Source organism: Polynucleobacter yangtzensis, assembly GCF_001595965.1.
Classification (GTDB): Bacteria; Pseudomonadota; Gammaproteobacteria; order Burkholderiales; family Burkholderiaceae; genus Polynucleobacter; species Polynucleobacter yangtzensis.
Window position 1 is genome coordinate 167,589 of sequence record NZ_LOJI01000022.1, and the last position, 26,907, is coordinate 194,495.

Here is a 26,907-nt window from a genome sequence, read left to right on the forward strand (position 1 = left end):
AAAAACGCGTCTAAGCACCCTCAAGCTTGCTATCATCTTCCCACTTTAGCTTTAATTTTTACCCCTTTATTTGAACCTCTTTTTTCCCTGCAAAGTACGCCGTGCAACTGAAATCCATCAAACTTTCCGGCTTTAAGTCTTTCGTAGACCCAACCCATTTTGAAATGCCTGGCCAATTGATTGGCGTTGTGGGTCCTAATGGTTGCGGAAAGTCGAACATTATTGACGCCGTTCGCTGGGTTTTAGGTGAATCCCGCGCTAGCGAATTGCGTGGTGAGTCCATGCAAGACGTTATTTTTAATGGTTCTGGTTTGCGTAAACCATCTGGTCGTGCCAGCGTCGAACTCATCTTTGATAACACCGAAGGGCGCGCTCAAGGTCAGTGGAGTGCCTTTACAGAATTAGGTATCAAACGTGTTTTAACGCGCGATGGAAATTCAAGTTATTACGTCAATAACCAGGTAGTTCGTCGTAAAGATATTCAGGATATTTTCTTGGGCACCGGTATGGGTCCAAGAGGTTATGCGATCATTGGTCAAGGCACCATCAACAGAATTTTAGAGGCGAAGCCAGAAGAGTTGCGTGTGTTCTTGGAAGAGGCTGCTGGCGTTTCTAAATATAAAGAGCGTCGCAAAGAAACCGCATCCCGTTTAGAAGACACTGTAGAAAATTTAACTCGCGTCGAAGATATCTTGCGCGAGCTCGATCAACAACTCACTCGTTTGGAAAAACAAGCGACTGTTGCTGAGCGTCACGCCGAGCTTTCTACACAGATGAAATCACAGCAGCAGCTGTTGTGGTTTGTACGTCAGACCGAGGCTGGTAAAGAGCAGGAGCGTCATGCCAACGGTATCCGCGATACGCAAGTTGGCCTAGAAGAACAGACCGCCAAGCTACGCCACGTCGAAGCTGAGCTAGAGACAATGCGTACACAACAGTACGCATTACAAGACAAAGTTTCTCAGGCACAAGGCGATTTATATCAAACCAATTCTGACGTGAGTCAGGTTGAGTCACAGATTCTTTATGTACAAGAAGCACGTCAACGCTTGCAACAGCAGACTCAAGATTTGCAGGCGCAATTACAGCGTTGGACCGTGCAAGAGACTGATGCAGCACAAGCGCAGCGCACTACTGAGCATGAGCTTTCTTTAGCCGCCGAAAAAGAGCAAACACTTTTGGCAGATTTAAATGGCTTGCAAGAGCAAATGCCAAGTCGTGAAGAGGCTTATCAAAATGCCTCACGCGAACTTAATAGTGCACGTGATGCATTAGCTGCGATTGAGCAACGTTTGGCAAGTTTGGGTGAACGCCTTCGCTCTATGTCTGCTCAGTCAGATGAATTGAAAGGGCGCGAAACTCGCCTTGTTGGTGAATTCGATGGCCTGCGTCGTCCGGATGCTGAAGCCTTGCAGATGGCGATTGATCGTCAAACAATGGCTGCTCGCAAAGTGGAAGAAGCTAAGCATCGCGCCGTTGAAACTCAGCAACGCGTACCTGCTGCTGATGAAGCGCGTAACGCTGCCCAGCAAAAAATTCAGGAAGCAAATCAGGATTTAGCTCAAACCGAAGCTAAATTGACTGCATTAACTGCCTTGCAGGCTAGCGTTCAGGCGCAAGGCAAGATTGGGCCTTGGCTGGAAAGCAAAGGCCTCAAAGAAAGCAAGCGTCTTTGGCAAGAGCTCAAAGTTGAGAGTGGCTGGGAAGCTGCACTTGAGTCAGTATTGCGTGAGCGTTTGGCTGCGGTTACTGCAAAGAGCGTCCAAGAAACATTGGCTTTGGCCAATGATGCGCCTCCAAGCCGTTTGGCGATTTTGCTCACGGAAGAAATTACCCCGGCGCATACATCCGCCCCTGCTGACTTCACGCCGTTGTTGAGCCGAGTGCAAAGCGCAGGCGCAGCAAGACTCACTTCTGTATTGCAAGAGTGGTTGGACAATATTTACATTGCCAGCAGCCTCGAAGATGCTTTGCATCGTCGCGAAAAATTACCTGCTGGTGGCGCATTTGTTACTCAACAAGGCCATTTGGTAAGCCGTGTTGGTGTGCAACTTTATGCGGCAGACTCTGAACAAGCTGGTATGTTGGCTCGTGCTCAAGAGATGGAAAGTCTTGAGAAACAATTACGTGCGCAACAGTTGATGCAAAGCGAACTCAAAGGCGAATTAGATCAGTGTGTAGCGAACTATCAAGCGGCCCATCAAGCCGCTGAGCAAGCTCGTGAAAATGCAGAGCATGCTGTCCAAGAATCGCATGGCTTTGAAGTAGAAAGAATGCAGTTGACCCAAGCTGAAGAACAGTACAGTCAACGTGCGGCACAGATTCAGGGTGAGTTAAGTGAATTGCGTCAGCAGATGGAGCAAGTGAGCCAGACTCAAGAGCAGTCTGCTGCCGAATTGCTCGAGTCAGAAGAGTCCAAGCAAGGCTTGCAAGAGGCTTTACAAGTAGCTCAAGAAAAATTAGAGCGCTCTACTGAAGAGCGTGATCGTTTGCGTGAATCGCTCCGTGCTGCTGAAATGGCTGCACAAGAGGCGGCATTTGCTACTCGTTCATTGCAGCAGCGTATAGCCGACTTGCAACGTGATCAAAGTACTGCGCGTACACAGATCATGGAGATTCAAGATAAGCATGATGCAGCCGCTCAAGAGTTAGAAACATTGAGTGATGAAGAAGCGCAAGATAAATTACAGGGCTTATTGCTAGCACGCAGCGCACGCGAGGCAGCTTTGGCAAATGCTCGTACTGAGCAAGATGCTTTATTGCATCAACTGCGTGAAGCTGATGAGTCTCGCATGCAATTAGAGCGTAGCCTGCAACCTATGCGTGACAAGGTTGTTGATTTGCAATTGCGTGAACAGGCTGCACGTTTGAACTTTGAGCAATTTGCTACTTTATTGTCGGATGCTGAGGCTGACCTCACTGCGCTTGAAGCAAGTTTCAGCCCTGATCTGAAGGTTGGCGCATTGCAGAGTGAAGTGAATCGCTTGAATACTGAAATTCAATCTCTAGGCCCAGTCAATATGGCTGCGCTAGATGAATTATCCAGTTCCCGTGAGCGTAAGCAGTTCTTGGATGCTCAATCTGCTGACTTGAATGAAGCGATGCAGACCTTGACAGATGCGATTGCCAAGATCGATGCAGAGACCCGTGATTTATTGCAAGGCACCTTCGATCAGGTTAATGGCCACTTTGGAAAGCTATTCCCCGAATTGTTCGGTGGCGGTCATGCAGAGCTGGTGATGACAGGTGAAGAGATCTTGGATTCCGGTGTTCAGGTGATGGCGCAGCCTCCTGGCAAGAAAAACAGCTCCATTTACCTGCTCTCTGGTGGTGAAAAGGCTTTGACTGCAATTGCCTTAGTGTTCTCACTCTTCCTTTTGAATCCAGCTCCATTTTGTTTGCTGGATGAGGTTGATGCACCATTGGATGATGCAAATACCTTGCGTTATGCAAATCTAGTTGCCAAAATGTCAGATAAGACACAGTTTTTATTTATCTCACATAACAAGATCACTATGGAAATCGCTCATCAATTGATTGGTGTCACGATGCAAGAGCAGGGCGTATCCCGCATTGTTGCTGTGGATATCTCCTCTGCAGTATCAATGGTAGAGGCTGCCTAAATGTATGTAGAACAAATCATGACGATGTTGGGTTTGTCTGATTTGCAATTTGCGCTGGCCGTTATTGGTCTTCTAATTCTGATAGCAGTAGCTGTTCTGAACATTAAGTACTCTCGTGCTCGCCGTAAGGCAAAAGAGCAAGGCGAATATGCTTTGGATGATCGTTTTGCACGTGAGCCAAGCTTTACGCAGGGTTTTGCGGATGGCGATACATCTGGTCGAGCAGAGCCTGGTTTTGGCGAGGCCTTAACAACAATCTCCGCCCCAGAAAAGTTCGCGATTGATCCGCGCATCGATTGCGTTATTACCTTGCGCTTTGATGAAGCTATAAGCGGCGCAGAAATTCTGGCAGAAATTAACGCTTGGACCGATCTTGAAGCCCAATCTACAGCGCGTTGGATGTGCGAAGGTCTAAATGCAGATGTCGATGCTGCTGAAGACTGGGATGAATTAAAGTCTGAAGGATCATACTCAGAGTTACAGCTGGCCATTCAGTTGGCTAGTCGCAAAGGTCCGATTGGTGTTTTGGAGCTTTCTGATTTCTGCTCTCGTGCCCAGTCCCTTGCTGAAACTTTGGGCTCGCAGATTGATATGCCTAGCGTCAGTACCATGTTGGAAAGCGCTAAAGAATTAGATGTGATGGCTGCTGAGAGTGATATCCAGCTGAGTATCAATGTGTTATTTGATGAACCATGTCCTTGGGGTAACTTTGATGCGCTCATGCGCCAACGCGGCTTCAAGTTATCTCGTAACGGACGCCAATATGAATACCTCAGCAAAGGCTTAGTGCTTTTCAATAGCGCTGACTTGGACCCGAATAAGTCCGTAACTCAAGTCACTTTGTTGCTAGAAGTTCCTTTAGTTTCGCAAGAAGAGCGCGCATTTGAAAGAATGCTCTCTGAAGGTGTGGAGATTGCACAAGCTGCTCATGGCCGCTTGGTAGATGACAATGGTATTAACTTAAGTGAAGCTGCAGTCATTAGTATTCGTCAGCACCTTGATGTTCTTTATGCCAATCTTGAGAAATCCGGTATTCCTGCTGGATCTTCTACAGCCAGCAGACTCTTTAGCTAGGAAATTACTTTGTCGTCTAATAGTCCGACAAATTTAGCGGAGCGTTACGCATTCTTGCAAGCCGAGCTTGCGCGCCTAGAGCATGCTTACTACGTTCTAGATAATCCACTATTGCCTGATATTGAGTATGACCGCCTCTATCGCGAGTTATTGGATATTGAGGCCGCCCATCCAGAGTGGATCACCCCCGAGTCCTTATCTCAGCGTGTAGGTGGAGCAGCATTAAAAGAGTTTGATTCGGTTACCCATGCGGTGCCAATGCTTTCTTTGAATAATGCCTTTGAAGATGCCGAGCTGATTGCTTTTGATCGTCGTTGCCGTGAGGCGCTCCATACAGATCATGTGACATATGCTGGTGAACTCAAGTTCGATGGTCTTGCAATCTCGCTCCGTTATGAAAACGGTTCATTAGTAACCGCTGCCACTCGTGGTGATGGAGCTAGCGGTGAAGATGTCACGGCTAACATCAAAACAATTCGCGCTATTCCGCTCAAACTCACTGGAAAAAACATTCCACAAGTCTTAGAGGTTCGTGGCGAGGTCTTTATGTATCTCAAAGATTTTGAGAAGATGAATCGACAGGCAGCAGAGTTGGGTGAGAAGGAGTTTGCCAATCCCCGTAATGCAGCAGCAGGTAGTCTGCGTCAATTAGATTCGAAGATCACCGCTAAAAGGCCATTGTCTTTCTTTGCCTATGGCTTAGGCGCCCTAGAACCTCAGTCATGGTTGCCTAAAACTCATGAAGAATTACTTAATGCTTACGCTGAATTAGGCTTGCCTGTTTGCTCAGAGCGTAAGGTATTGCATTCCGTAGAAGAGATCTTGGCCTTCTATAACGAGATTGGTGCCAAAAGAGATTCATTGCCATATGACATTGATGGCGTTGTCTATAAGGTGAACTCATTCGCCGAGCAAGCGAAGTTGGGATTTGTATCAAGAGCCCCTAGATTTGCGCTCGCTCACAAGTACCCAGCACAAGAAGCACTTACAACTGTATTGGGTATCGACGTACAAGTGGGCCGCACAGGCGCAATCACTCCAGTAGCAAGACTTGCTCCTGTGGAGGTAGGTGGAGTCACGGTCACTAATGCAACCTTACATAACGAAGACGAAGTCAAACGTAAAGATGTGCGAATTGGCGATACCGTTTCAGTGCGTAGAGCAGGTGATGTGATTCCTGAGGTGGTTTCGGTAATTAAGGATCGCCGTCCAGCAGATGCAAAAGAATTTGTCATGCCAATTCGTTGTCCTGTCTGCGATTCTCATATCGAGCGTTTAGCAGATGAAGCCGTAGCGCGCTGTAGTGGCGGACTATTCTGTGGCGCTCAGCGCAAGCAAGCATTGATTCACTTTGCTCATAGAAGAGCCCTTGATATCGAAGGCTTAGGCGAGAAGATAGTGGACCAGTTGGTGGATCACAATCTCGTTAGAACCCCTGCAGATCTGTATCGCCTGGGATTTACGGCTCTTGCAAACTTAGAGCGTATGGGCGAGAAGTCAGCGGATAACCTCATTCAAGCAATTAACCAATCCAGAAACACCACCTTAGCTAGATTTATCTTTGCCCTGGGTATTCGTCACGTGGGCGAGACCACTGCCAAGGATTTAGCGAATCACTATCAGTCCATGCATGCATTAATGGATGCAAATCTCGAAGACCTGTTAACAGTAAAAGACGTTGGTCCTGTAGTTGCCGACTCCATCACGAGCTTTATGCAAGAAGCACACAATCGTGAGGTAATTGAGCAGCTACTAGCATCCGGAATACAGCTCGCCGTAGAAGAAAAAGTGATTAGTGCCGCAGTAGCGGGTAAAACATTTGTTCTGACAGGTACATTCCCAACAATGACAAGGGATGAGGCAAAAGATCTCCTTGAAAAAGCAGGTGCCAAAGTTGCTGGATCAGTTTCTAAGAAGACTGACTATGTAGTAGCTGGTACAGATGCTGGCAGCAAACTCACGAAAGCAGAAGAATTGGGTGTACTGGTTATTGATGAAGCTGAAATGCTTGAGCTTCTTAAGTAATTACTTTTTGCGCATGAATATTATTTCTCAAATTGCCGTTCAGGCACGTAACACTATTCATGGGGCACAGTGCAATGCGATTCTGGAATCATCAAACCCATTTTCTCGCGCAACAATCCAGGGTCATATTACAGCTAGCGGTTTAGTGGTTAAGGACGGTAAGGCTTTATTAATTTTTCATCCTTATATCAAGCGCTGGTTCCAGCCTGGTGGCCATATTGATGAAGGTGACTCTCCGATTGCGGCTGCAATTAGAGAGGTTTACGAAGAAACTGGATACGTCTGTGAACTAGACTCTGATAGTCAAGATCCAATTGATATTGATATTCACGAGATCCCTGAAAATCCTAAAAAAGGCGAGGGCGCTCATTTGCATATTGATTTGCTTTATTGCTTGCGAGTCGTGCGACATGAGCAATCAGCGGAAGATATTGAATGTAAGTGGTTTGCTTTTGGTAATATCGAAAGTATTCGAATCCAGCGCGCCTTGGCTAAATTGGATTAAGCCCCTAACGCCTCTAGCAACTCTGTCTCAAGCTGAATCTGTAACTTGGGATTCTTACCCAAGTTAGCAGCATCAAGAAGCAGTACGTCTTCCACTCGCTCGCCAAGAGTATTAATGCGTGCTGTGTGGATTGATACCTGATGCTTCGCTAATACTCGAGATATGGTGTAGAGCAAACCAGTACGGTCGCTTGCTGATAGTGCGAGTGTGTAATATCTGCCTCGCTCATCTGGAACCATATGCACACGGGGCTGTATTGGGAAGGTGCGTGACTGCCTTGATAGACGACCCATACTTGGGGTTGGTAATGGCTCGCTATTGGTAAGTGCAGCGGTAAGTTCAAACTCTACTAGCTGAATAATGTCGCGATAACTGCCACCTTCATCCACCAAGTTACTGCCTGAAATTTGGAAGCTATCTAAGGCGTAGCCATGACGCGTCGTATGAATACGAGCATCCCAAATGGAGAAACCGTGTCTCTCGAAGTACGCACAGATTCTGGCAAATAGATCTTCTTGGTCTTTTACATAGACAGCTACTTGCAGTCCTTCGCCAATGGGGGATAGTCTGGCCCTGACAATCGGCTGCTCACTATTTACCTTATTAAATAGATGGCGTGTAAGCCAGGCAATATCAGAGGAATCTTGCCTTAAAAAGAAGGCAACATCCAATTGCTTCCACAGGTCTTCATAAGCATCATCGTTAATGCCATAGAGGCGCAGCTTTGCTTTAGATTCTTCTTGGTGTTGAGCCAATTCTGAGGAGGCATCCGGCTTAGCGCCACCTAATACTCTTAGCGTTGCGCGATACAGGTCTTCAAGGAGTTTGCCTTTCCAGGCATTCCAGACTTTAGGGCTAGTACCTCGAACATCAGCAACGGTGAGCAAGTAGAGTGCAGTGAGATGACGCTCATCACCCATCTTCTTGGCAAAAGCTTTAACGACATCGGGATCAGTGATGTCTTGCTTCTGAGCTGTTTGGCTCATATTGAGATGTTCAGCTACTAACCATACTAAAAGCTCAGTATCTTTTTTATCCAGACCATGCTCTTTGGCGAACTTGCGCATGTCAGCTTTACCGAGTTGCGAATGGTCGCCTCCACGCCCTTTGGCAATATCATGAAAGAGGGCTGCAATGACGAGCAACCAAGGTTTCTCAAAGTGAGCAATGAGACTGCTGCAGAAAGGGAACTCATGAGTGTGTTCAACCACCATGAAGCGGCGCACATTGCGTAGCACCATCAGGATGTGTTGATCGACTGTGTATATATGGAACAGGTCATGCTGCATCTGCCCAACAATCTTTCTGAAAGCTGGAAGGTAGCGTCCTAGTACGCTGCTGCGATTCATCAGGTGGAAAGCACGGCTTACACCTTCAGGCTGCTTCAAGATCTCCATAAAAAGCGCGCGATTAATCGGGTCTTTGCGCCATTTGCTATCCATCTTAGTTCTGGCGTTGTAGAGCGCCCTGAAGATGGTTGCCGATAAGCTCTTGACATTAGATGTTTGGGCAAACACTAAGAAGGTTCTCAGAATTTGCTCTGGGTGCTTCTGAAAGAGCTGCGGGTCCGTAATATCCAATACCCCTTGGCGCTCAATAAAGTATTCATTACCTTCGCCTGGAATAGGGTGAGTGGTTTTAGATTCTTGCGGGAAGAGTATGGCCTCAATGTTCTGCAATAGAACATCATTTAATTGGGTTACTGCTTTAGCTGCCCAATAGTAGCGACGCATGATTGCTTCACTGGCAACCCTTGAGGATTCTTCTTTTATTCCCATAGACGCTGCTAAGGGCGCCTGTAAATCAAAAGCCAGAACATCTTGCCTACGTTTTGCTAGGAGGTGGAGGTTGGCGCGTAAGGTTTCTAAAAATCGTTGATTGCGGTTGAGTTCAGTCAGTTCGCGTTGCGTGACAAGGCCAGCCTCGTGGAGATCCTTAAAGGTATCACCCAATAGTGCAGCCTTACTGACCCATGAGATCACCTGTAAATCACGTAATCCACCAGGGCTCTCTTTGCAGTTAGGCTCTAATGAGTAAGGGGTGTTCTGATATTTGTAGTGACGCTGAATTTGTTCTGCTTGCTTGGCCTGAAAAAATGCCTTGGGATCCATGGCTGCTTCAAATGCTTTAGCAAAGTCTTTGAATAAAGCCTTCTTGCCGCAAAGGAAGCGCGCTTCCAAAAGTGAGGTACGTACTGTGACATCTTGATCGGATTCTGAGATGCATTCAGCGATGTTGCGGACCGACGAGCCTATCTCTAAACCCACATCCCAGCAACTAGCAATAAATTGCTCGACTTGCTTTGATAGGGCAATGGCCTGCTTTTCATCTTCCGGCAAAAGGATGAGGATATCGATATCAGAGGATGGGAATAAAGCATTTCTTCCATAGCCACCAACAGCTATTAAGGCGGCTTCATTTTTTATGCCGCTATTACTCCAAAGATGGGCAAGTATTTGATCGCTCATCTTGGTAAGTTGTTTGGTTAACTTACCTACCGCTTGTGTTTTTCTAAACTCGTCGTAAGCAACTTCGCGAGCAGCACGCAGGCTAGCTGCATCAGTGATATTGCTGGCTGCCTGGAGCTTGCTCATGGATTTATGCGCTGGCTAGAGCAGGTCTAAAAGACAAGCCTTTAACGCAATCAGGTGGCGGGTTGCTACCTTCTGACCATGTCAATACTTCAACACCAGTCTGAGTAACAAGCAAGGTATGTTCCCATTGCGCTGACAGGCTGCGATCTTTTGTTTTGACAGTCCACTGGTCAGGCATAGTGCGAATATCTCTTTTGCCAGCATTAATCATCGGCTCAATTGTGAAAGTCATGCCAGCCTCTAACTTTTCACCAGTGCCAGGTTTGCCATAGTGAAGAATTTGTGGATCTTGATGAAATACTTTGCCAATGCCGTGGCCGCAGTATTCACGAACGACTGAGTAGCCAGCTTTCTCAGCATGAGTTTGAATGACGTGCCCAATATCACCTAAAGAGGCGCCAGGTTTTACCTGAGCAATACCAAGCCACATGCATTCAAAAGTAATTTGAGTGAGACGCTTTGCCATGACAGAAACTTCACCCACCATGAACATGCGGCTGGTATCGCCGTAATAACCATCAGGGGTAATAACGGTGATATCAAGATTTACTACGTCACCAGCTTTCAAAACTTTATCGCCAGGAATGCCGTGGCAGATCACATCGTTTACTGAGGTGCAGATGGATGCCGGGAAAGGAGGGTATCCAGGCGGCTGATAGTTCAGCGGGGCGGGAATAGTCTTTTGGACGTCGCGCATGTACTCATGGCAAATACGATCCAGCTCTCCAGTGGTCACCCCTGCTTTGACGTGGGGCGCTACATGATCCAGAACTTCGCTAGCTAAGCGGCCAGCTTCGCGCATCCCTTGGATGTCTTTTTCTGCGGTAAATACACTATTCATGCCTTGATTATCAACGACTTGGAGGGTTTTGGTTTGTTCTAATTGCCTAAAAATTAGGCAAATATCCCATTTTTAGGGGATCCGGAGGCTATTTTGAGGGCAAGCCTCATATTCTGCCTAGGGGTGAAGGTGGCTAGAGCATTGATATTTAAGCTATAATTTTGGTCTCAGGTCTATTTTGGACTTGAAATCGCGAGTTGAGCCTTCCAGGGTGGCGTTTTTTAGCGCAGCTAGGACTCAACTTTAGAACCAACCCTTAGGAGAAGTTATGTCAGTAACTATGCGTCAAATGCTGGAAGCCGGTTGCCATTTTGGTCACCAAACTCGCTTCTGGTCCCCAAAGATGGCCCCATTTATTTTCGGTCATCGCAACAAAATCCACATCATCAACTTGGAAAAAACATTGCCAATGTTTCAGGACGCCCTGAAATTTGCAAAACAAGTTGCTGCTAACCGTGGCACGATTTTATTTGTTGGTACTAAGCGTCAATCACGCGAGATTATTGCTGAAGAAGCTGCTCGTGCTGGTATGCCTTACATCGACAGCCGTTGGTTGGGCGGTACGCTCACTAACTTCAAAACTGTTAAAGGTTCCCTCAAGCGTTTGAAAGACATGGAAGTTGCTAAAGAAGCTGGCGACTGGGAAAAGCTTTCTAAGAAAGAGGCTTTGACTAACGACCGTGATCTCGACAAATTACAAAAAGCTCTTGGCGGCATCAAAGACTTGAACGGCGTTCCTGATGCGATTTTCGTAGTGGACGTTGGCTATCACAAGATTGCTATTACCGAAGCTAACAAGCTTGGTATTCCAGTAATCGCCGTTGTGGATACCAACCACTCACCAGAAGGTGTTGATTACATCATCCCTGGTAACGATGACTCAAGCAAAGCAGTAACCCTCTATGCACGTGGCATTGCTGACGCAATCCTCGAAGGTAAAGCTAACTCTGTTCAAGAAATCTTGACAGCAGTTAAAGAAGGTGAAGAAGAGTTTGTTGAAGAAGGGAATGCTGAATAATGGCCGCTATTACCGCTGCAATGGTTGGCGAACTACGCGCCAAAACTGATGCTCCGATGATGGAGTGCAAAAAAGCTTTGACTGAGGCTGATGGTGATATGGCTCGTGCAGAAGAAATTCTGCGTGTAAAGCTTGGTAGCAAAGCTGGCAAAGCAGCTTCTCGTGTAACTGCTGAAGGTATCGTTGCTGCCTCTATCAATGGCACTACAGGTGCATTGTTAGAAGTGAACTGCGAAACAGATTTCGTTTCTAAGAATGATGACTTCCTAGCATTTACAAACGATTGCGTTAAGTTGGTTGCTGAAAAGAACCCAGCTGACGTTGCTGCTTTGTTGGCATTGCCATTGAATGGTCAAACTGTTGATGAAGTTCGTAGCGCATTGATCGGTAAGATCGGCGAGAACATCATGCCACGTCGCTTCAAACGTTTTGCTGGCAGCAGCAAGTTGGTTTCTTACCTCCACGGTACACGTATTGGTGTAGTGGTTGAGTTTGAAGGTGACGACACTGCTGCTAAAGACGTAGCGATGCACATTGCTGCAATGAAGCCAGTGGCTTTGTCTATGGCTGACGTTCCTGCTGAAGCAATTGCTGTTGAGCGTAGCGTTGCTGTTCAAAAAGCTGCCGAATCCGGCAAACCACCAGAAATCGTTGAAAAGATGGTTGAAGGTTCTATTCAGAAGTACCTCAAAGAGGTTTCTTTGTTGAACCAGACTTTCGTTAAAAACGACAAGCAAACTGTTGAGCAAATGCTCAAGGCTGCAAATACAACAATCAAGGGTTTCACCATGTTTGTTGTAGGCGAGGGCATTGAGAAGCGTCAAGACGACTTTGCAGCTGAAGTTGCTGCACAAGTAGCCGCCGCCTCTAAAGCAACTGCTTAATTAGCTGGTTTGGGGCTTGCCCCAGCCGGTCGGTAATACCCAAAAGGGCATAGAAACCTTAGTTTCTATGCCCTTTTCTTTGATCACTCTCAAGCCCTTTATAATTCGGCGAAGATATTAAAAAGTGCTTAGAGATCAATAAGCTAAGTAAGTTAATTACTTGGCAAATTACGGAAAATTAAAAACATGCCAGCCTACAAAAGAGTCCTCCTAAAACTATCTGGTGAAGCCCTTATGGGTGACGATGCTTTCGGCATCAATCCAGTCACCATAGATTCCATGGTCAAGGAAATCGCCGAGGTTGTGAATAGCGGTGTACAGCTAGCGATTGTCATTGGCGGTGGCAACATTTTCCGCGGTGTTGCTGGCGGTGCTGCAGGCATGGATCGCGCAACAGCCGATTACATGGGTATGTTGGCAACCATGATGAATTCATTAGCGCTGCAAGATGCCTTGCGTCAAAAAGGGGTTGAAGCACGTGTGCAATCCGCTCTTCGTATGGATCAGGTAGTAGAGCCATACATTCGTCCTCGCGCAATTCGTGCAATGGGCGAGGGCAAGGTTGTGATCTTCGCGGCAGGTACAGGCAACCCATTCTTTACCACTGACACAGCTGCCGCTCTTCGTGGGGCTGAGATGGGTGTTGAGGTTATGCTCAAGGCCACTAAGGTAGATGGCATCTACAGCGCAGATCCAGTAAAAGATCCAACAGCGACTTTATATAAAACGATTACGTTTGATGAAGCATTAATTAAGAATCTACAAGTGATGGATGCAACTGCATTTGCGTTGTGTCGCGATCGTAAATTACCAATCAAAGTATTTTCAATTCTCAAGCCGGGCGCGTTAATGCGTGTAGTGCAAGGTGAGCCCGAAGGTACTTTGGTGCACGTTTAATAGGAGGCCTGATGTCTGCAGCAGAAATTAAAACCACTACCAATCAAAAGATGGAAAAGTCCCTTGAGGCTTTGAAAACCAATTTAGCCAAGATTCGCTCTGGTCGCGCTAATCCAGGAATTCTGGAGCATATTCATGTAGATTACTACGGCAATCCAACACCATTAAGTCAGGTTGCTAGCTTGGGCCTGGCTGATGCCCGCACAATCAACGTTCAGCCATTTGATAAGACGATGGTTGCAGCAATCGAGAAGGCAATTCGTGATTCTGATTTAGGCCTCAATCCAGCATCTCAGGGCACTGTAATTCGTGTACCAATGCCTGCTTTGACCGAAGAACGACGTCGTGAGTTAACAAAGGTTGTGAAGAGTGAAGGCGAAGATACTAAGATTGCTGTACGCAATTTACGTCGTGATGCGAATGAGCATCTCAAGCGTTTAACTAAAGACAAAGAAATTTCTGAGGATGACGAGCGTCGCGCTACTGATGATATTCAGAAGATGACAGACAAAGCAGTAGTTGATATTGACAAGATCATTGCTGAAAAAGAAAAAGAGATCATGACGGTTTAATAACCTGATTGAACTTCAGCTTCTAATGACTCAACACTCCAGTTCAACCCTATCTATTCCAGAGGTCAGCGCTGTACCTCGCCATGTTGCAATCATCATGGATGGTAATGGACGCTGGGCCAGCAAGCGTATGATGCCGCGTGTTGCAGGACACTCCGAGGGTTTGAGTGCTGTTCGCAGAATTGTTCAAGAGTGTCGCAAGCTTGGAGTTGAGTATCTAACCGTATTTGCGTTCAGCTCTGAGAACTGGCGCCGCCCACCGGAAGAGGTGGGCTTCTTGATGAAGCTATTTTTGAAGTCTCTCAAGGGTGAGGTGTCTCGCCTTGCTGAAAATGATATTGCTCTGCGATTAATTGGTGACTTGAGTCGTTTTGATACCGCCATTCAAGAGATGGTGGATTTTTCTGAGAAAAAGACTGCTGGTTGCAAGGGCCTCACTTTTACGATTGCCGCAAACTACGGTGGTCGTTGGGATATTTTGCAGGCAATGCGTCAATGTCTTGCGGCAAACCCCAATTTGAAACCAGAGCAAGTCACAGAAGAATTGCTTCAACCTCATTTATCGATGGCTTACGCGCCAGAGCCGGATTTATTCATTCGTACTGGTGGCGAACAACGTGTCAGTAATTTCTTGTTATGGCAACTAGCTTATACCGAGTTGTATTTCACGGATATCTTGTGGCCTGATTTTGATGAGAAAGAATTGCATAAAGCGTTTGACTGGTTTAGTCAACGCGAGCGCCGTTTTGGTCGTACTAGTGCTCAGCTTGCATCGCAAGCGATGAGTGATGCAGTTTGATGTAGTTCGTTACTAAGCTCAATCCCATGTTAAAAACCAGAGTTATTACCGCCCTTGTCTTATTGGCGGTACTTCTGCCGATCTTGTTTCTACTGCCTCCAATTTATATTGGCGGTTTCTTTTTAGTGGCTTTGTTGGCTGCTGCCTGGGAGTGGAGTCGCTTGCTTGCTCCTGAGGCGGGGCGTGCAGCTTGGCTGTATGCTTTATTTTGCTTGGTCATTATTCTGTTTTTACTCGGTATGCAAAATGCCTCTTGGCAGTTTGCTTTATTGCTACTAGCGGTTCTATTTTGGTTCTTTGTTGCGCCATTTATATTGGCCAAAGGAATGAATCTTTCTTTGTCAAAGTTACGGCCTTTTTACGTTGTGCTTGGACTCATATTGCTACCGGCCACTTGGTTTGCATTAGTGTTTTTGCGAGAACTTGGCCTCATCTTTTTGCTGAGCACGATGGCTTTGGTTTGGGTTGCGGATATTGGTGCCTACTTTGTGGGCAAAGCCTTTGGTAAGCGTAAGCTTGCGGCACAAATTAGTCCTGGCAAATCAATTGAGGGCGCAATTGGTGGCTTAATACTTTGTTATGTTTACGCGTTTGCATGCGTCTACTATTTATCTTTTGAATCTACTTTATTTGGTGCCTGGGCAATTCGCTTTGGCTGGATTCCAATGTTCTTGATGGTGACGGTATTAACGGCCTTCAGTATTTTTGGCGATTTATTTGAGTCTCAACTCAAACGTTTGGCAGGGGTTAAGGATTCCAGTCATTTATTGCCCGGTCATGGTGGGGTGTTGGATCGCGTAGATGCCTTGATACCAACGATGCCGATCGCAGCGCTCTTAGCAGGGTTTATCTGATGTCAGTAAAGCAGGTTGCCATCCTTGGTTCAACGGGATCTATCGGTGTCAATACGCTCGATGTGATCCGAGCGCATCCAGATCGTTTTAAAGTGGTTGCGCTTACTGCGGCTAAGCAAGTCGATTTGCTTGCTCAGCAATGTGCAGAATTTCAGCCGGCTATTGCAGTTGTATCTGACGCCGATGGTGCCACTCGTTTGAGCAAGCATCTGCTTGAGAAAAAAATCAATACTCAAGTTTTGTATGGCCCAGAAGCTCTGGTGAATGCTGTTACCGATTCTCATTGCGATACCGTGATGGCTGCGATTGTGGGTGCTGCCGGATTGGTTCCTGCGTTAGCCGCAGCAAAGGCTGGCAAAAGAGTGTTGCTGGCAAATAAAGAAGCTCTGGTGATGTCTGGTGATTTGTTTATGCACGCTATGAAAGAGGGTGGCGGTGAGTTGCTGCCAATTGATAGTGAGCACAATGCCATCTTTCAATGCCTGCCCGAGCAATTTTCAAAAGAGCCAAATCCTCGACTTGGAGTTGAGGAGCTTTGGCTTACGGCATCTGGCGGACCATTCCGAAATACGCCATTGGATCAGCTAGCCAGTATTACTCCTGAGCAAGCATGTGCACACCCAAACTGGGTGATGGGTAGAAAAATTTCTGTTGATTCTGCAACGATGATGAATAAAGGTCTTGAAGTCATCGAGGCGTTTTGGTTATTTGGTTTGCCATTAGAAAAGATCAAAGTATTGATTCATCCGCAAAGCGTGGTGCATTCAATGGTTCGTTACCGAGATGGTTCGGTATTAGCACAACTAGGTCAACCGGATATGCGTACGCCGATTGCTTATGGCTTGGCATGGCCAGAGCGTATTGATGCAGGAGTGGCGCCGTTGAGTTTGACCCAGCTAGCATCCTTGAGTTTCACCGAGCCTGAGTTGACACGTTTTCCTTGCCTCTCCTTGGCCTTTGCCGCTGCCAAAGCAGGTGGTACCGCTCCAGCAGTTCTCAATGCTGCGAATGAGATTGCGGTAGCAGCTTTTTTGGATGAAGGCTTGCCATACTTGCAGATTCCAGTTGTGGTGGAGAAGGTATTGAATGCTATCCCTACATCCAGCGCGAATTCACTTGAGTTGATCTTAAGTATTGATGCGCGAGCACGTGAAGCAGCAAAAGCAGTGGTGAAGGAAATTCTTTGCAAGCATTGATTACTCTTGCCGCGTTTTTGTTAACGCTGGGCGTACTGGTTAGCTTTCATGAGTTTGGACATTTTTTAGCGGCTCGCTGTTGTGGTGTTCGAGTGCTTCGCTTTGCGATTGGCTTTGGTAAGCCGATTTACACCTACCATGCAAAAAATAATACCGAGTGGGTGTTGGCCTCGATTCCTTTAGGTGGTTATGTGAAATTGCTGGATGGAAGAGATCGTCAGCAAGTAATTTCGCCGGCGGAAGAGTGCCAGGCTTTTGATAAAAAACCCCTTTGGCAACGTTCTTTGGTTGTAGCAGCTGGCCCCTTTGCCAATTTTTTCTTGGCGATCATTTTGTTTGCCTTTATTTATCTAGCTGGCGCACCGCAATTACCAGCTGTACTGCAGACTCCCCCCGAAAGCTCCGTGGCAGCCAAACTGGGGGTTGCCGAGGGCGATAGGGTGGTTGGGTGGCAGGATTTGGGTTCCCAGGCTGATAGCGTGCCCCTTTTTGGTGAATTTGAGCCTGTTCCCAGCTGGAATGCTTTGCGCTGGAATCTGATGGATGCCATTACTGGGGAGGATGGTTTTGCGCTTGAGCTCCAAACTGCTTCAGGCGCTCGCCATGTCAAAGCGTTTTATGCCGCAGATTTGCCGAAAATCAGCCCTGAAAAGGATCCAATGATGGCTCTGGGCTTGCTGCCAGCACCTAGTCCATTAGAAAAGTGGCAGGAGCTCAGGTTGGGCCCTTTAGATGCCGTCATATTTGCTTCTGAAAGGGTGTGGGTCATCACCAAGGTCTCCGCACGGTTAATGGCTGGTTTGTTTACCGGGAGCACCTCCTTAAAGCAACTGGGCGGACCTCTCAGTATTGCTGATATGGCAGGTAAGACAGCTCAGGTAGGGTGGCAACCATTTTTAGCCTTTTTAGCACTTATGAGTATTAGCATTGGTTTGCTGAATTTACTGCCTTTTCCGATGCTTGATGGGGGTCAGCTACTGTATGATGCATGGGAGTTGGTCGCCGGTAAGCGGATTTCGATATCAATGCAGGAACAGTTTCAAAAACTGGGCTTTATTTTGCTGATTTCTATGTCGTTGCTGGCATTGTTTAACGATTTACAACGCTATATTTCGCCTTGAATTCTCTGACAATATCTTTCCGTATTTTTGCCCGTTTCATTACCCATATCTCGGTTCTTTTTGCGCTCGGATTGAGTTTGAATGTTTCAGCGGCTGATTCTTTTGTGGTGAAAGATATTCGTGTTGAAGGTCTCCAGCGTGTTGAGCCAGGTACGGTATTTAGTTATCTACCTGTTCAAGTCGGCGATACCTTTACAGAAGAAAAGGGCGCTGAATCGATCAAAGCACTTTATGGCACTGGCTTTTTTAGAGACGTGCAGATCCAAGCGCAGGGTAGTGTTTTGATTGTGATTGTTGAAGAGCGCCCAACTATTTCTCGAATTGAATTTACGGGAATGAAAGAATTTGATCCTGAGAATGTTCGTAAATCGCTTAAAACAGTAGGCGTGGCCGAAGCGCGCTTTTATGACAAGGCTCTGATTGATAAAGCAGAGCAAGAACTTAAGCGTCAATATGTTGGCAAAGGTCTGTACGCGGCCGAGATTGTTGCTACAGTCACTCCGGTTGAGCGTAATCAAGTTGCGATTTACTTCAATGTTGACGAAGGTCCCGTTGCCAAAATACAAGAAATTAATATCATCGGCAATGAAGTATTTAGCGAAGGCACTTTAAGAAGTGAGATGCAGCTGAAAACAGGTGGTTGGCTGTCTTGGTACAGCAAGGACAATCTTTACTCAAAGCAAAAATTAACCGCTGACTTAGAGTCAATTCGCTCCTATTATCTGAATCGTGGTTATCTCGAGTTTGTGATTGAATCAACTCAGGTGTCGATTACGCCCGACAAAAAAGGTGTCTATCTCACAATCAGTATTCGTGAAGGAAAAAAATTCACCGTCAAGGATGTGCGCTTAGCAGGTGAAACTCTTGGTAAAGAGGCTGAACTAAAGCAATTAATTGTTTTAAAGCCAGGCGATACTTTCTCATCCGCAAAGCTTACTGAGAGCACCAAAGCAATTGCCGAAATCCTAGGCTCCTATGGTTATGCTTTTGCAACAATTAATCCGCAGCCGGATATCAGGCGAGATGTTGCTGAAGTGGATCTCACCTTGGTGGTGGATCCTGGGCGTCGCATCTATGTTCGTCAAGTGGCAATCACTGGTAATGCTAAAACTCGCGATTTGGTGATTCGTCGCGAGATGCGTCAGTTTGAAAGCTCTTGGTTTGATAGCGAAAAGATTGATTTATCAAAAAAACGCTTGGGTCGTTTAGGTTACTTTACGGAAACTGATATCACAACGGAAGACGTGCCTGGATCCCCTGATCAAGTCGACGTTAATGTGAAGGTTACAGAGAAGCCAACTGGTGCAGTCACAATTGGTGCCGGTTTCTCCTCAACAGAAAAGCTCATTTTGTCTGCTGGTGTAAATCAAGATAACGCATTTGGAACTGGTACGGCAATTGGATTAAATGCCTCCTTGGGTAAGATCACTCAAAACTTAACGCTATCCAACTACGATCCATACTTCACTGAAGATGGTATTAGTCGATACACTGATTTGTACTATCGCTCATCCAAGCCTTTGTACTATGCAGGCGATCCTGATTATCAAATTAAATCCGTTGGTTCAAACATTAAGTTTGGCGTTCCCTATACTGAAGTAGACCGTGTGTTCTTTGGAACGGGTATTGAGGTGTTTAGTATTTATGCCACCACCAACACGCCAATTCCTTACCAAAACTATGTCACTAGTTACGGTGGAACCGTGCCAGGACGTCTACAAACATACAACGTGCCCTTGACTGTAGGTTGGGCGCGTGATGGTCGTGACAGCACATTGATTCCATCAGAAGGTTCTTTGCAGCAGCTCTCCGGTGAGGTGGGCACTCCTGTGGGCGATCTTACTTTTTATCGACTCTTTGGCCAATATCAGAAGTACCACTCTTTCTCTAAAGGCAATATTTTGTCCTTTAACGGCGAGGTTGGATATGGCGAGGCGTATGGCAATAAAGAGTTCCCGATTACCAAAAACTACTTCGTCGGCGGTATTGGCTCGGTTCGTGGTTACGCCCCTGGCTCATTAGGGCCTCAGTATTACAACACCGTCATCGGCGCTTACCAGCCTACAGGCGGCCAGTCTAAGATTGTTACGAACGTGGAATACACCTTCCCGGTTCCGGGTTCTGGTACGGATAAAACCCTGCGCCTCTTCACCTTCGTGGATGGCGGTAATGCTTATGGGGAAAATATCAATTTAGTTCTGAGATACTCCTACGGATTGGGTTTATCATGGATATCACCGCTAGGGCCTTTGAAGTTCAGCTACGGTATTCCGTATAAGTCGCTACCAACGGATAATATCCAGCGTTTACAGTTCCAAGTTGGTACGGCGTTTTAATTGTTTAAGGAAAGTTTTATGAAGTTCTATCAATCTTCAAAATGGATTCAAGTTGGCATTATTGCTGCTCTAACTGCAATGGCTGCCCCTCAAGTGTTTGCTCAAGACGCTGGTACGCGTGTTGCAGTTGTGAACTCTGAGAAAGTATTTAACGAGTCTAATCTCGCTAAAGCAATGCAGACTCGTTTGCAGAATGAGTTTACAAAGCGTCAGAATGATTTGCGTGACAGCGCTCAAAAGATTAAGTCTGCTGCTGAAAAGCTAGACCGTGATGCTGCTGTGATGAATGAAGCAGAGCGTATTCGTCGTCAACGTGAGTTGGCTGAGCAGGATCGCGAATTGCAGCGTAAGCAACGTGAGTTCACCGAAGATCTCAATCAGCGCACTTTCGAAGAGCGCGCCAAGATTGCAGAAAAAGCAAATGCAGTCTTAAAGCAAATTGCTGAACAAAGAAAAATTGATGTCATTGTTCAAGAAGCAGCTTATGTCAGCCCTAAGGCTGATGTGACCGATGATGTTATCAAGGCTTTAAATAGCCAGAAGTAAGCTTTATGCCGACCGCCATTGAGCTGGCCGAACAGTTTCAAGCAAGCTTGGTGGGGGAGGCTTCCCACGGATTTACGGGCCTCGCTCCATTGGAGCGAGCGCAATCCGACCAAATATCCTTTTTATCGAATCCGCTCTACCGCCAGCAAGCTAGTGAAAGTGCTGCCGGAGCGTTGATCGTTAGTCAATCAGACCTCGAATTTTTGCAGGCAAACCCTAGCGCCAACTCAGCGAAGCGTGTGTATTTTGTTGCCAAAAATCCATATGCTACTTTTGCAAGAATGGCGCAATACTTTGCAAAAGCGAGCGGCCCAAAATACGAGCCTGGAGTTCATCCTAGCGCAGTAATTGATCCAAGCGCTACTGTTCCATCTTCATGCCATATTGGACCATTCGTACAAATAGCTGCAGGTGTAAAACTTGGGGAGCGCGTTTCTATACTTGGCAACACTAGCGTTGCTAAAGATAGCGTTATTGCAAGCGACGCATTGATCTACCCATCGGTATCAATTTATTACGGCACTCAAATTGGTGAGCGCTGCATTATTCATAGTGGCGCAGTGATTGGTGCTGATGGTTTTGGTTTTGCTCCTGATTTTTCTGCCAAGGGCGGAGAGTGGGTCAAGATCCCTCAGACAGGACGTGTTGTCATTGGCAATGACGTAGAGATCGGCGCATCAACCACCATTGATCGTGGCGCAATGAGTGATACGGTAATTGGCGCTGGTACCAAGATAGATAACCAGGTGCAAATTGCGCATAACGTCATCGTTGGCGCTTGCTGCGTAATAGCGGGTTGTGCAGCAATCTCTGGCAGCACCAAGATAGGTAATTTCTGCATCATTGGTGGCGCTGCTAACTTTGCAGGTCATTTGACGATTGCAGATAGAACAACAGTTTCTGGCAATACTTCGATTATTCGCTCCATTACAGAGCCTGGCCAGCATTTCACGGGCGTGTATCCATCTATGCCCCACGGTGCGTGGGAGAAAAACGCCGCTATTTTGCGTGGCCTAGATAAAATTCGTCAGCGCTTGCGCTTACTGGATAAGAACAAATCTTCAGAGTCTTGAGATTCTATAAATCTAAAATTAATATTTACTTTTCAGCGGGTCATTTATGAGCACACCAATCGCAATCGACATTAACAAGATTCTTAAATTGCTTCCGCATCGCTATCCATTTTTATTGGTTGATCGTGTGCTAGAAATTTCCCCGCGTGAAAGTATTACGGCATTAAAAAATGTCACCATGAATGAACCTTTTTTCCAGGGCCATTTTCCTGATTTTCCGGTGATGCCTGGAGTGTTGATTATTGAGGCCCTGGCTCAAACCGCAGCCTTACTAACCTTCTCTGAAGAGCGTGCTGAGGATGCTATTTATTACTTTGCAGGTATTGATGGTGCGCGCTTTAAAAAGCCTGTTTTACCTGGCGATCAGCTGATCATGACCGCTACATTAGAACGGGGTCGTGCTGGTATTTACAAGTTTGCAGTTAAGGCAACTGTAGATGGTGAGATTGCTGCAGAAGCAAATATCACTTGTGCGGTACGTACGAAAGGCGCGTAATGACTCGGATTCATGCATCTGCCGTAGTGGACAGCAAGGCTGAGCTAGCTAGCGATGTTGAAGTTGGTCCTTATTCCGTAATCGGACCTAACGTCAAGATTGGTGCTGGAACGAAGATTGGCTCTCATACCGTGATTGAGGGTTTTACAACCATAGGCAAAGAAAATAACTTTGCACACTTTGCTGCTATTGGCGGTCCTCCGCAGGATATGAAATACCGTGGTGAGCCAACCCAACTCATTATTGGCGATCGCAATACTGTTCGTGAGTTCACGACGATTCATACCGGCACATCACAAGATGAGGGTATAACCCGGATTGGCAACGACAACTGGATCATGGCTTATGTGCACATTGCGCATGATTGTCAGGTTGGTAATCACACAATCTTCTCAAGTAATGCCCAAGTCGCTGGCCATGTGCAAGTAAATGACTGGGCAATTATGGGTGGCATGTCTGGTGTGCATCAATTTGTTCGTATTGGCCAACATGCTATGTTGGGTGGTGCATCCGCTTTAGTGCAAGATATTCCTCCGTTTGTGATTGCTGCAGGAGATAAAGCTTCCCCCCATGGGATTAACGTAGAAGGCTTAAAGCGTCGCGGATTCTCGAGCGAAACAATTTCTGCATTGCGCCAAGCTTATAAGGTTCTATATAAGGATGGCCTCAGTTTTGAAGAAGCTAAAGTAGAAATTCAGAAGATGGTAGTTGCCTCTGCGGGTGATCCTGCAACTGCTGAGAAGCTTGCTCAGTTCCACGATTTTATTGCCGCCTCTACTCGCGGCATTATTCGGTAACGGAATTACTTTGCCAAAGTTAGCTTGTGTAGCTGGCGAACCTTCTGGCGATCTATTAGCGGCGCCAGTTCTTAGTGCGCTAAATCAAATACCGGATATGTCCGGTCTTGAGGTTTATGGTATTGGCGGCCCTCGCATGCAAGCTGAAGGCATGCGCTCTGATTGGCCTATGGAAACTTTGAGTGTGCGCGGCTATGTTGAGGCTATCAAACAACTTCCGGCTATTCTGAAGTTGCGCAAAGAACTTATTCAAAACCTTCTGAATGAAGGGCGCCCCGATGTTTATTTGGGAATAGATGCGCCTGACTTTAACTTAGGCGTTGAGTTGGAATTGCGTAAGGCGGGTATCCCGACATTGCATTTTGTATCTCCCTCGATCTGGGCTTGGCGAGCAGGACGTATTAAGAAGATTTCACAAGCTGTTGAGCGCATGCTCTGCATCTTTCCATTTGAGACTGAAATCTATGACAAGGCAGGTGTAGCCTCGACTTATGTAGGGCATCCATTGGCTAGCGAGATTCCGCTTGAGCCCAATATCCAGCAAGCAAGAGAAAAAATCAGTCATTACTTAAAGCTTCAAAAATCTTCTCTTGAGGGCTTAGTCATTGCAGTGCTCCCTGGCAGTCGTAGATCCGAGATCGAGCTTATTGCCCCTGTTTTTTTTGAAACTATCCAATTATTGACCGAGAGATTAAAAGGACAAAAACTTCACTTTTTAATTCCGGTGGCAACGCCACGCTTGCGTGAGCCTCTTGAACAGCTTTTGCTCAAAACTAAAAACACTACTCCTGATGTTCAGATTCATTTACTCGATGGCATGGCTGATGAAGTATTAGAAGCTTCTGACGTAGTATTGATTGCCAGCGGTACGGCCACATTACAAGCTGCTTTATGGAAAAAGCCGATGGTGATTTCATATAAAGTGCCCTGGCTAACAGCACAGATCATGAAGCGTCAGGGTTATTTGCCTTACGTAGGCTTACCAAATATCCTTTGCGGAGAATTTGTTGTCCCCGAGCTCCTGCAAGATGATGCCACTCCAGAGAAATTGGCTAGTGCCCTGCAGGAGTGGTTGGAGCATCCGGTAAAAGTGGCTGAACTAAAAGGGCGCTTTAAACAGATGCATGAAACCCTGCGTCGACCCACAGGCCTATTGGTCGCGCAAGCAGTGGCGCAAACGATTGCCAATAATCGCAATAAGCAAGTAAGCGCATGAGTCTGATTTGGGTCTGCGGTGTTGATGAGGCCGGACGTGGACCATTAGTAGGCGCTGTAGTTGCCGGCGCTGTAGTCCTCGATCCCAATAATCCGATTGATGGATTAAAAGACTCTAAGAAATTAACCGCCGCTCGTCGTGAATATCTCTATGAGCAAATTATGGAAAAGGCAAAAGCCTGGGGTGTTGGTGAAGCTAGCCCGCTAGAGATTGATCAGATCAATATTTTGCAAGCCACTATGTTAGCAATGCGCAGGGCGATTGAAGACCTCACCACCCGCTTAGGCGCCTGGCCTGATAAAGCATTGATCGATGGAAATCGTTGCCCAGAGTTGCCAATTGCTGCAGAGGCAATTGTGAAGGGTGATGCTAAAGAGCCAGCAATATCTGCTGCATCGATTGTGGCAAAAGTAACGCGTGATCGTCAGATGATGTCTCTACATGAACGTCACCCAGAATATGGCTTTGCACAACATATGGGGTATCCAACAGAAGCTCATTTTGCAGCCCTCAAGCAATATGGCGTATGCGATCAACATAGAAGAAGTTTTTCGCCAGTACGTAAAGTGCTTGAATCGATTGAAAACTAAGTTATAAATAAGTTATGAACTTTCATCTCATCACCTCCAAAGAGAATCCTTTGTTTAAGGAGATTCGCAACCTGCAAGTCACGGGCTCCAAAGGTCAAAAGGCTAGGCTAGCAAGTGGCCAAGCTTTATTGGAAGGCATCCATCTTGTGCAAACCTGGGTAGGTGACCCAGCGTTAAAGACTTTGCTTACTTCAGAAATTGGCCTAAAGAATATTGAAATCTCTCAAGCCGTCTACGAACATCTCGAGATTTGTCCTGAGACCAAAGTATTTCAGTTGGATAGTGCACTCTGGGACTTGCTCTCGGATTTAGTGAATGCACCGCATATTGCCGGTCTATTAAACCTTCCTAAATCAACGATTACTTCACCACAGTCAATTGCAACATTAGAAGGTGATGTAGTGATATTGGATCGCGTGCAGGATGCCGGAAACGTAGGATCAATTTTGCGTACTGCCGCTGCAGCTGGATTTACACAAGTGATTGCATTGTCTGGTTGTGCCCATCTATGGTCTACCAAGGTATTACGTGCCGGAATGGGCGCTCACAAATTGCTAGATTTGTATGAAGGCTGGCCTAACCAGCAAGTATTGAGTGCCGTGACCGCGCAATTATTGGCTACTACAGCAGATGCAGAGCAAGATCTCTACTCTCTAAAGAAAGATCTACTGCATCCAGTTGCCTGGGTGATGGGTAGCGAGGGCCAAGGAGTATCTGAGGATATTCTTGCTCAGGCTAAAGGTGTATCTATCCCTATTGACCCCAGAGTAGAGTCACTCAACGTTTCAACGGCAGCGGCCGTGTGTTTGTTTGAGACTCTTCGAGTTAGACGAAGCTAGTTTTACCTAACAATGATCAACCCAAGATCGTTTTATCGGACTTAATTGCTTGTAAAACGGTAGTCGCAATTTCCTCAATGGATTTGCTAGTTGTAAGCACCCATGGAATAGACTGTTTTTTCATCATTGCCGTTGCTTCATTAATTTCATAACGACAGTTTTCAAGCTTGGCGTAATTACTACCAGGTCTACGTTCATTACGAATCTCAGATAAGCGCTCTGCATCAATCATGAGTCCAAAGATCTTCTGGCGGTAAGGTACTAGATCCTTCGGCAGTTGCCCCCGTTCAAAGTCTTCTGGAATAAGAGGGTAGTTTGCTGCTTTCAACCCATATTGCATTGCCAGGTACAAACTTGTAGGAGTCTTACCAACCCTAGAGATTCCAATCAGGATGACATCGGCTTCAGCCAAGTTTTGATTGGATTGGCCATCATCATGGGCTAAGGAGTAGTTAATCGCCTCTATACGGTTCTTGTAAGCCTCGGTGTCCGCATTGTGGTGGAGTCGGTTCATGGCATGGGTCGATTTCATGCCGAGGGCTTCCTCCAGAGGTGCTACGAAAGTCTGGAACATATCTAGGATGAGGCCGTTTGCCTTCCCGACAATGGCATTGAGCTCAGAATTCACCAAAGTGGTGAAAACAATGGGTTGAACGCCATATTTACTGGCTGCCTGATTGATGCTGCTGACGGCATCGTGGGCTTTGTCAACGCTATCCACGAATGGCACTCGAATATGCTTAAAAGTGGCCTCAAATTGAGCCAAAATCGACTGGCTGAAGTTCTCGGCGGTAATGCCGGTACCGTCAGAAACGATAAAAACAATGCGGGTTTCGTTAGACATAGATTTAGCTTAGAAGTCGGGGTCAGCACTACAATAGAATCATATTAAAGCATGCCCCATATAAGGTGGCCGCTACACCAGTTTCCTTATCTTTAGAGAGTATTTTATGTCCAACCAACAGCAACAAAATAGCAGTATGGCTGATGCCTATGTTTTGCCTTTTGAGC

At 46.4% G+C, this 26,907-nt stretch carries 23 protein-coding genes; 20 read left to right on the forward strand and 3 right to left on the reverse strand.

Annotated elements, in window-relative coordinates; all coding sequences use genetic code 11:
- Positions 1 to 101: 101 nt before the first annotated feature.
- From smc to JaK3_RS06655, 4 genes are read left to right on the forward strand one after another with little or no spacing between them, the layout of a single operon-like run.
- Positions 102 to 3,623, forward strand: coding sequence for a chromosome segregation protein SMC (smc, locus tag JaK3_RS06640; protein WP_068322477.1), 3,522 nt, complete (start codon positions 102 to 104; stop codon positions 3,621 to 3,623).
- On the forward strand, positions 3,624 to 4,697 hold the full coding sequence (locus tag JaK3_RS06645) for a cell division protein ZipA C-terminal FtsZ-binding domain-containing protein (RefSeq protein WP_240480905.1): 1,074 nt from the start codon (positions 3,624 to 3,626) through the stop codon (positions 4,695 to 4,697).
- A gap of 9 nt (positions 4,698 to 4,706) precedes the next feature.
- On the forward strand, positions 4,707 to 6,722 hold the full coding sequence (gene ligA / locus JaK3_RS06650) for an NAD-dependent DNA ligase LigA (RefSeq protein ID WP_068322480.1): 2,016 nt from the start codon (positions 4,707 to 4,709) through the stop codon (positions 6,720 to 6,722).
- 13 nt (positions 6,723 to 6,735) lie between these two features.
- On the forward strand, positions 6,736 to 7,227 hold the full coding sequence (locus JaK3_RS06655) for an NUDIX hydrolase (RefSeq protein WP_068322567.1): 492 nt from the start codon (positions 6,736 to 6,738) through the stop codon (positions 7,225 to 7,227).
- Here the strand turns inward: JaK3_RS06655 and JaK3_RS06660 are convergent.
- Both JaK3_RS06660 and map read right to left on the reverse strand, forming a co-directional pair.
- Positions 7,224 to 9,821 (reverse strand): [protein-PII] uridylyltransferase, encoded by a 2,598-nt coding sequence (locus JaK3_RS06660; protein ID WP_068322483.1) that lies wholly within the window; start codon positions 9,819 to 9,821, stop codon positions 7,224 to 7,226. The two genes, JaK3_RS06655 and JaK3_RS06660, sit on opposite strands and share 4 nt — an antisense overlap.
- A 4-nt stretch (positions 9,822 to 9,825) precedes the next feature.
- Entirely contained in the window at positions 9,826 to 10,716 is an 891-nt protein-coding gene (gene map, locus JaK3_RS06665) for a type I methionyl aminopeptidase (protein WP_338091691.1), read from the reverse strand.
- A 214-nt stretch (positions 10,717 to 10,930) separates the two neighbouring features.
- On the opposite strand from map, the gene rpsB reads away from it, so the two are divergent.
- From rpsB to JaK3_RS06745, 16 genes are all read left to right on the forward strand, one after another.
- Complete coding sequence (gene rpsB / locus JaK3_RS06670) at positions 10,931 to 11,680, forward strand: 30S ribosomal protein S2 (protein WP_068322489.1); 750 nt, start codon at positions 10,931 to 10,933, stop codon at positions 11,678 to 11,680.
- Positions 11,680 to 12,564 carry a translation elongation factor Ts gene (gene tsf / locus JaK3_RS06675; RefSeq protein ID WP_068322492.1) on the forward strand — a complete coding sequence of 295 codons (885 nt, stop codon included), beginning with the start codon at positions 11,680 to 11,682 and terminating at the stop codon, positions 12,562 to 12,564. The genes rpsB and tsf overlap by 1 nt, the downstream gene beginning before the upstream one ends.
- Before the next feature lie 186 nt (positions 12,565 to 12,750).
- Entirely contained in the window at positions 12,751 to 13,461 is a 711-nt protein-coding gene (gene pyrH, locus JaK3_RS06680; RefSeq protein WP_068322494.1) for a UMP kinase, read from the forward strand.
- 11 nt (positions 13,462 to 13,472) lie between these two features.
- Entirely contained in the window at positions 13,473 to 14,033 is a 561-nt protein-coding gene (frr, locus tag JaK3_RS06685; RefSeq protein WP_068322497.1) for a ribosome recycling factor, read from the forward strand.
- A gap of 25 nt (positions 14,034 to 14,058) precedes the next feature.
- The gene (locus JaK3_RS06690; RefSeq protein WP_068322500.1) at positions 14,059 to 14,832 is read left to right on the forward strand and encodes an isoprenyl transferase; all 774 of its coding nucleotides are present in this window, start codon (positions 14,059 to 14,061) and stop codon (positions 14,830 to 14,832) included.
- Positions 14,833 to 14,858: 26 nt separating this feature from the next.
- A complete protein-coding gene (locus JaK3_RS06695; protein WP_068322503.1) occupies positions 14,859 to 15,686 on the forward strand; it encodes a phosphatidate cytidylyltransferase in 828 nt (275 codons plus the stop codon).
- Positions 15,686 to 16,882 (forward strand): 1-deoxy-D-xylulose-5-phosphate reductoisomerase, encoded by a 1,197-nt coding sequence (gene ispC / locus JaK3_RS06700; RefSeq protein WP_068322506.1) that lies wholly within the window; start codon positions 15,686 to 15,688, stop codon positions 16,880 to 16,882. Before JaK3_RS06695 ends, ispC begins: the two co-directional genes overlap by 1 nt.
- The gene (locus JaK3_RS06705; protein WP_068322509.1) at positions 16,870 to 18,003 is read left to right on the forward strand and encodes a M50 family metallopeptidase; all 1,134 of its coding nucleotides are present in this window, start codon (positions 16,870 to 16,872) and stop codon (positions 18,001 to 18,003) included. Before ispC ends, JaK3_RS06705 begins: the two co-directional genes overlap by 13 nt.
- A 38-nt stretch (positions 18,004 to 18,041) precedes the next feature.
- On the forward strand, positions 18,042 to 20,339 hold the full coding sequence (bamA, locus tag JaK3_RS06710) for an outer membrane protein assembly factor BamA (protein WP_420865691.1): 2,298 nt from the start codon (positions 18,042 to 18,044) through the stop codon (positions 20,337 to 20,339).
- An 18-nt stretch (positions 20,340 to 20,357) separates the two neighbouring features.
- The gene (locus JaK3_RS06715; RefSeq protein ID WP_068322514.1) at positions 20,358 to 20,885 is read left to right on the forward strand and encodes an OmpH/Skp family outer membrane protein; all 528 of its coding nucleotides are present in this window, start codon (positions 20,358 to 20,360) and stop codon (positions 20,883 to 20,885) included.
- A gap of 5 nt (positions 20,886 to 20,890) precedes the next feature.
- Positions 20,891 to 21,958 carry a UDP-3-O-(3-hydroxymyristoyl)glucosamine N-acyltransferase gene (lpxD, locus tag JaK3_RS06720; RefSeq protein ID WP_068322517.1) on the forward strand — a complete coding sequence of 356 codons (1,068 nt, stop codon included), beginning with the start codon at positions 20,891 to 20,893 and terminating at the stop codon, positions 21,956 to 21,958.
- 46 nt (positions 21,959 to 22,004) lie between these two features.
- Positions 22,005 to 22,454, forward strand: coding sequence for a 3-hydroxyacyl-ACP dehydratase FabZ (gene fabZ / locus JaK3_RS06725; protein WP_068322521.1), 450 nt, complete (start codon positions 22,005 to 22,007; stop codon positions 22,452 to 22,454).
- Positions 22,454 to 23,251 (forward strand): acyl-ACP--UDP-N-acetylglucosamine O-acyltransferase, encoded by a 798-nt coding sequence (lpxA, locus tag JaK3_RS06730; protein WP_068322524.1) that lies wholly within the window; start codon positions 22,454 to 22,456, stop codon positions 23,249 to 23,251. Before fabZ ends, lpxA begins: the two co-directional genes overlap by 1 nt.
- 10 nt (positions 23,252 to 23,261) lie before the next feature.
- Positions 23,262 to 24,467, forward strand: coding sequence for a lipid-A-disaccharide synthase (lpxB, locus tag JaK3_RS06735; RefSeq protein WP_150114223.1), 1,206 nt, complete (start codon positions 23,262 to 23,264; stop codon positions 24,465 to 24,467).
- On the forward strand, positions 24,464 to 25,057 hold the full coding sequence (gene rnhB, locus JaK3_RS06740) for a ribonuclease HII (RefSeq protein ID WP_082786395.1): 594 nt from the start codon (positions 24,464 to 24,466) through the stop codon (positions 25,055 to 25,057). The genes lpxB and rnhB overlap by 4 nt, the downstream gene beginning before the upstream one ends.
- Before the next feature lie 14 nt (positions 25,058 to 25,071).
- A complete protein-coding gene (locus tag JaK3_RS06745) occupies positions 25,072 to 25,896 on the forward strand; it encodes a TrmH family RNA methyltransferase (RefSeq protein ID WP_068322527.1) in 825 nt (274 codons plus the stop codon).
- 16 nt (positions 25,897 to 25,912) lie between these two features.
- Here the strand turns inward: JaK3_RS06745 and ppsR are convergent, their stop codons facing one another.
- Complete coding sequence (gene ppsR, locus JaK3_RS06750) at positions 25,913 to 26,740, reverse strand: posphoenolpyruvate synthetase regulatory kinase/phosphorylase PpsR (protein WP_068322530.1); 828 nt, start codon at positions 26,738 to 26,740, stop codon at positions 25,913 to 25,915.
- Positions 26,741 to 26,907 lie beyond the last annotated feature (167 nt).

Coding starts and splice junctions, on each gene's coding strand:
- JaK3_RS06645 (WP_240480905.1), top strand. CDS start 3,624: ATGTATGTAGAACAAATCATGACGATGTTGGGTTTGTCTGATTTGCAA.
- JaK3_RS06655 (WP_068322567.1), top strand. CDS start 6,736: ATGAATATTATTTCTCAAATTGCCGTTCAGGCACGTAACACTATTCAT.
- JaK3_RS06660 (WP_068322483.1), bottom strand. CDS start 9,821: ATGAGCAAGCTCCAGGCAGCCAGCAATATCACTGATGCAGCTAGCCTG.
- rpsB (WP_068322489.1), top strand. CDS start 10,931: ATGTCAGTAACTATGCGTCAAATGCTGGAAGCCGGTTGCCATTTTGGT.
- tsf (WP_068322492.1), top strand. CDS start 11,680: ATGGCCGCTATTACCGCTGCAATGGTTGGCGAACTACGCGCCAAAACT.
- pyrH (WP_068322494.1), top strand. CDS start 12,751: ATGCCAGCCTACAAAAGAGTCCTCCTAAAACTATCTGGTGAAGCCCTT.
- frr (WP_068322497.1), top strand. CDS start 13,473: ATGTCTGCAGCAGAAATTAAAACCACTACCAATCAAAAGATGGAAAAG.
- JaK3_RS06690 (WP_068322500.1), top strand. CDS start 14,059: ATGACTCAACACTCCAGTTCAACCCTATCTATTCCAGAGGTCAGCGCT.
- JaK3_RS06695 (WP_068322503.1), top strand. CDS start 14,859: ATGTTAAAAACCAGAGTTATTACCGCCCTTGTCTTATTGGCGGTACTT.
- ispC (WP_068322506.1), top strand. CDS start 15,686: ATGTCAGTAAAGCAGGTTGCCATCCTTGGTTCAACGGGATCTATCGGT.
- JaK3_RS06715 (WP_068322514.1), top strand. CDS start 20,358: ATGAAGTTCTATCAATCTTCAAAATGGATTCAAGTTGGCATTATTGCT.
- lpxD (WP_068322517.1), top strand. CDS start 20,891: ATGCCGACCGCCATTGAGCTGGCCGAACAGTTTCAAGCAAGCTTGGTG.
- fabZ (WP_068322521.1), top strand. CDS start 22,005: ATGAGCACACCAATCGCAATCGACATTAACAAGATTCTTAAATTGCTT.
- lpxA (WP_068322524.1), top strand. CDS start 22,454: ATGACTCGGATTCATGCATCTGCCGTAGTGGACAGCAAGGCTGAGCTA.
- rnhB (WP_082786395.1), top strand. CDS start 24,464: ATGAGTCTGATTTGGGTCTGCGGTGTTGATGAGGCCGGACGTGGACCA.
- JaK3_RS06745 (WP_068322527.1), top strand. CDS start 25,072: ATGAACTTTCATCTCATCACCTCCAAAGAGAATCCTTTGTTTAAGGAG.
- ppsR (WP_068322530.1), bottom strand. CDS start 26,740: ATGTCTAACGAAACCCGCATTGTTTTTATCGTTTCTGACGGTACCGGC.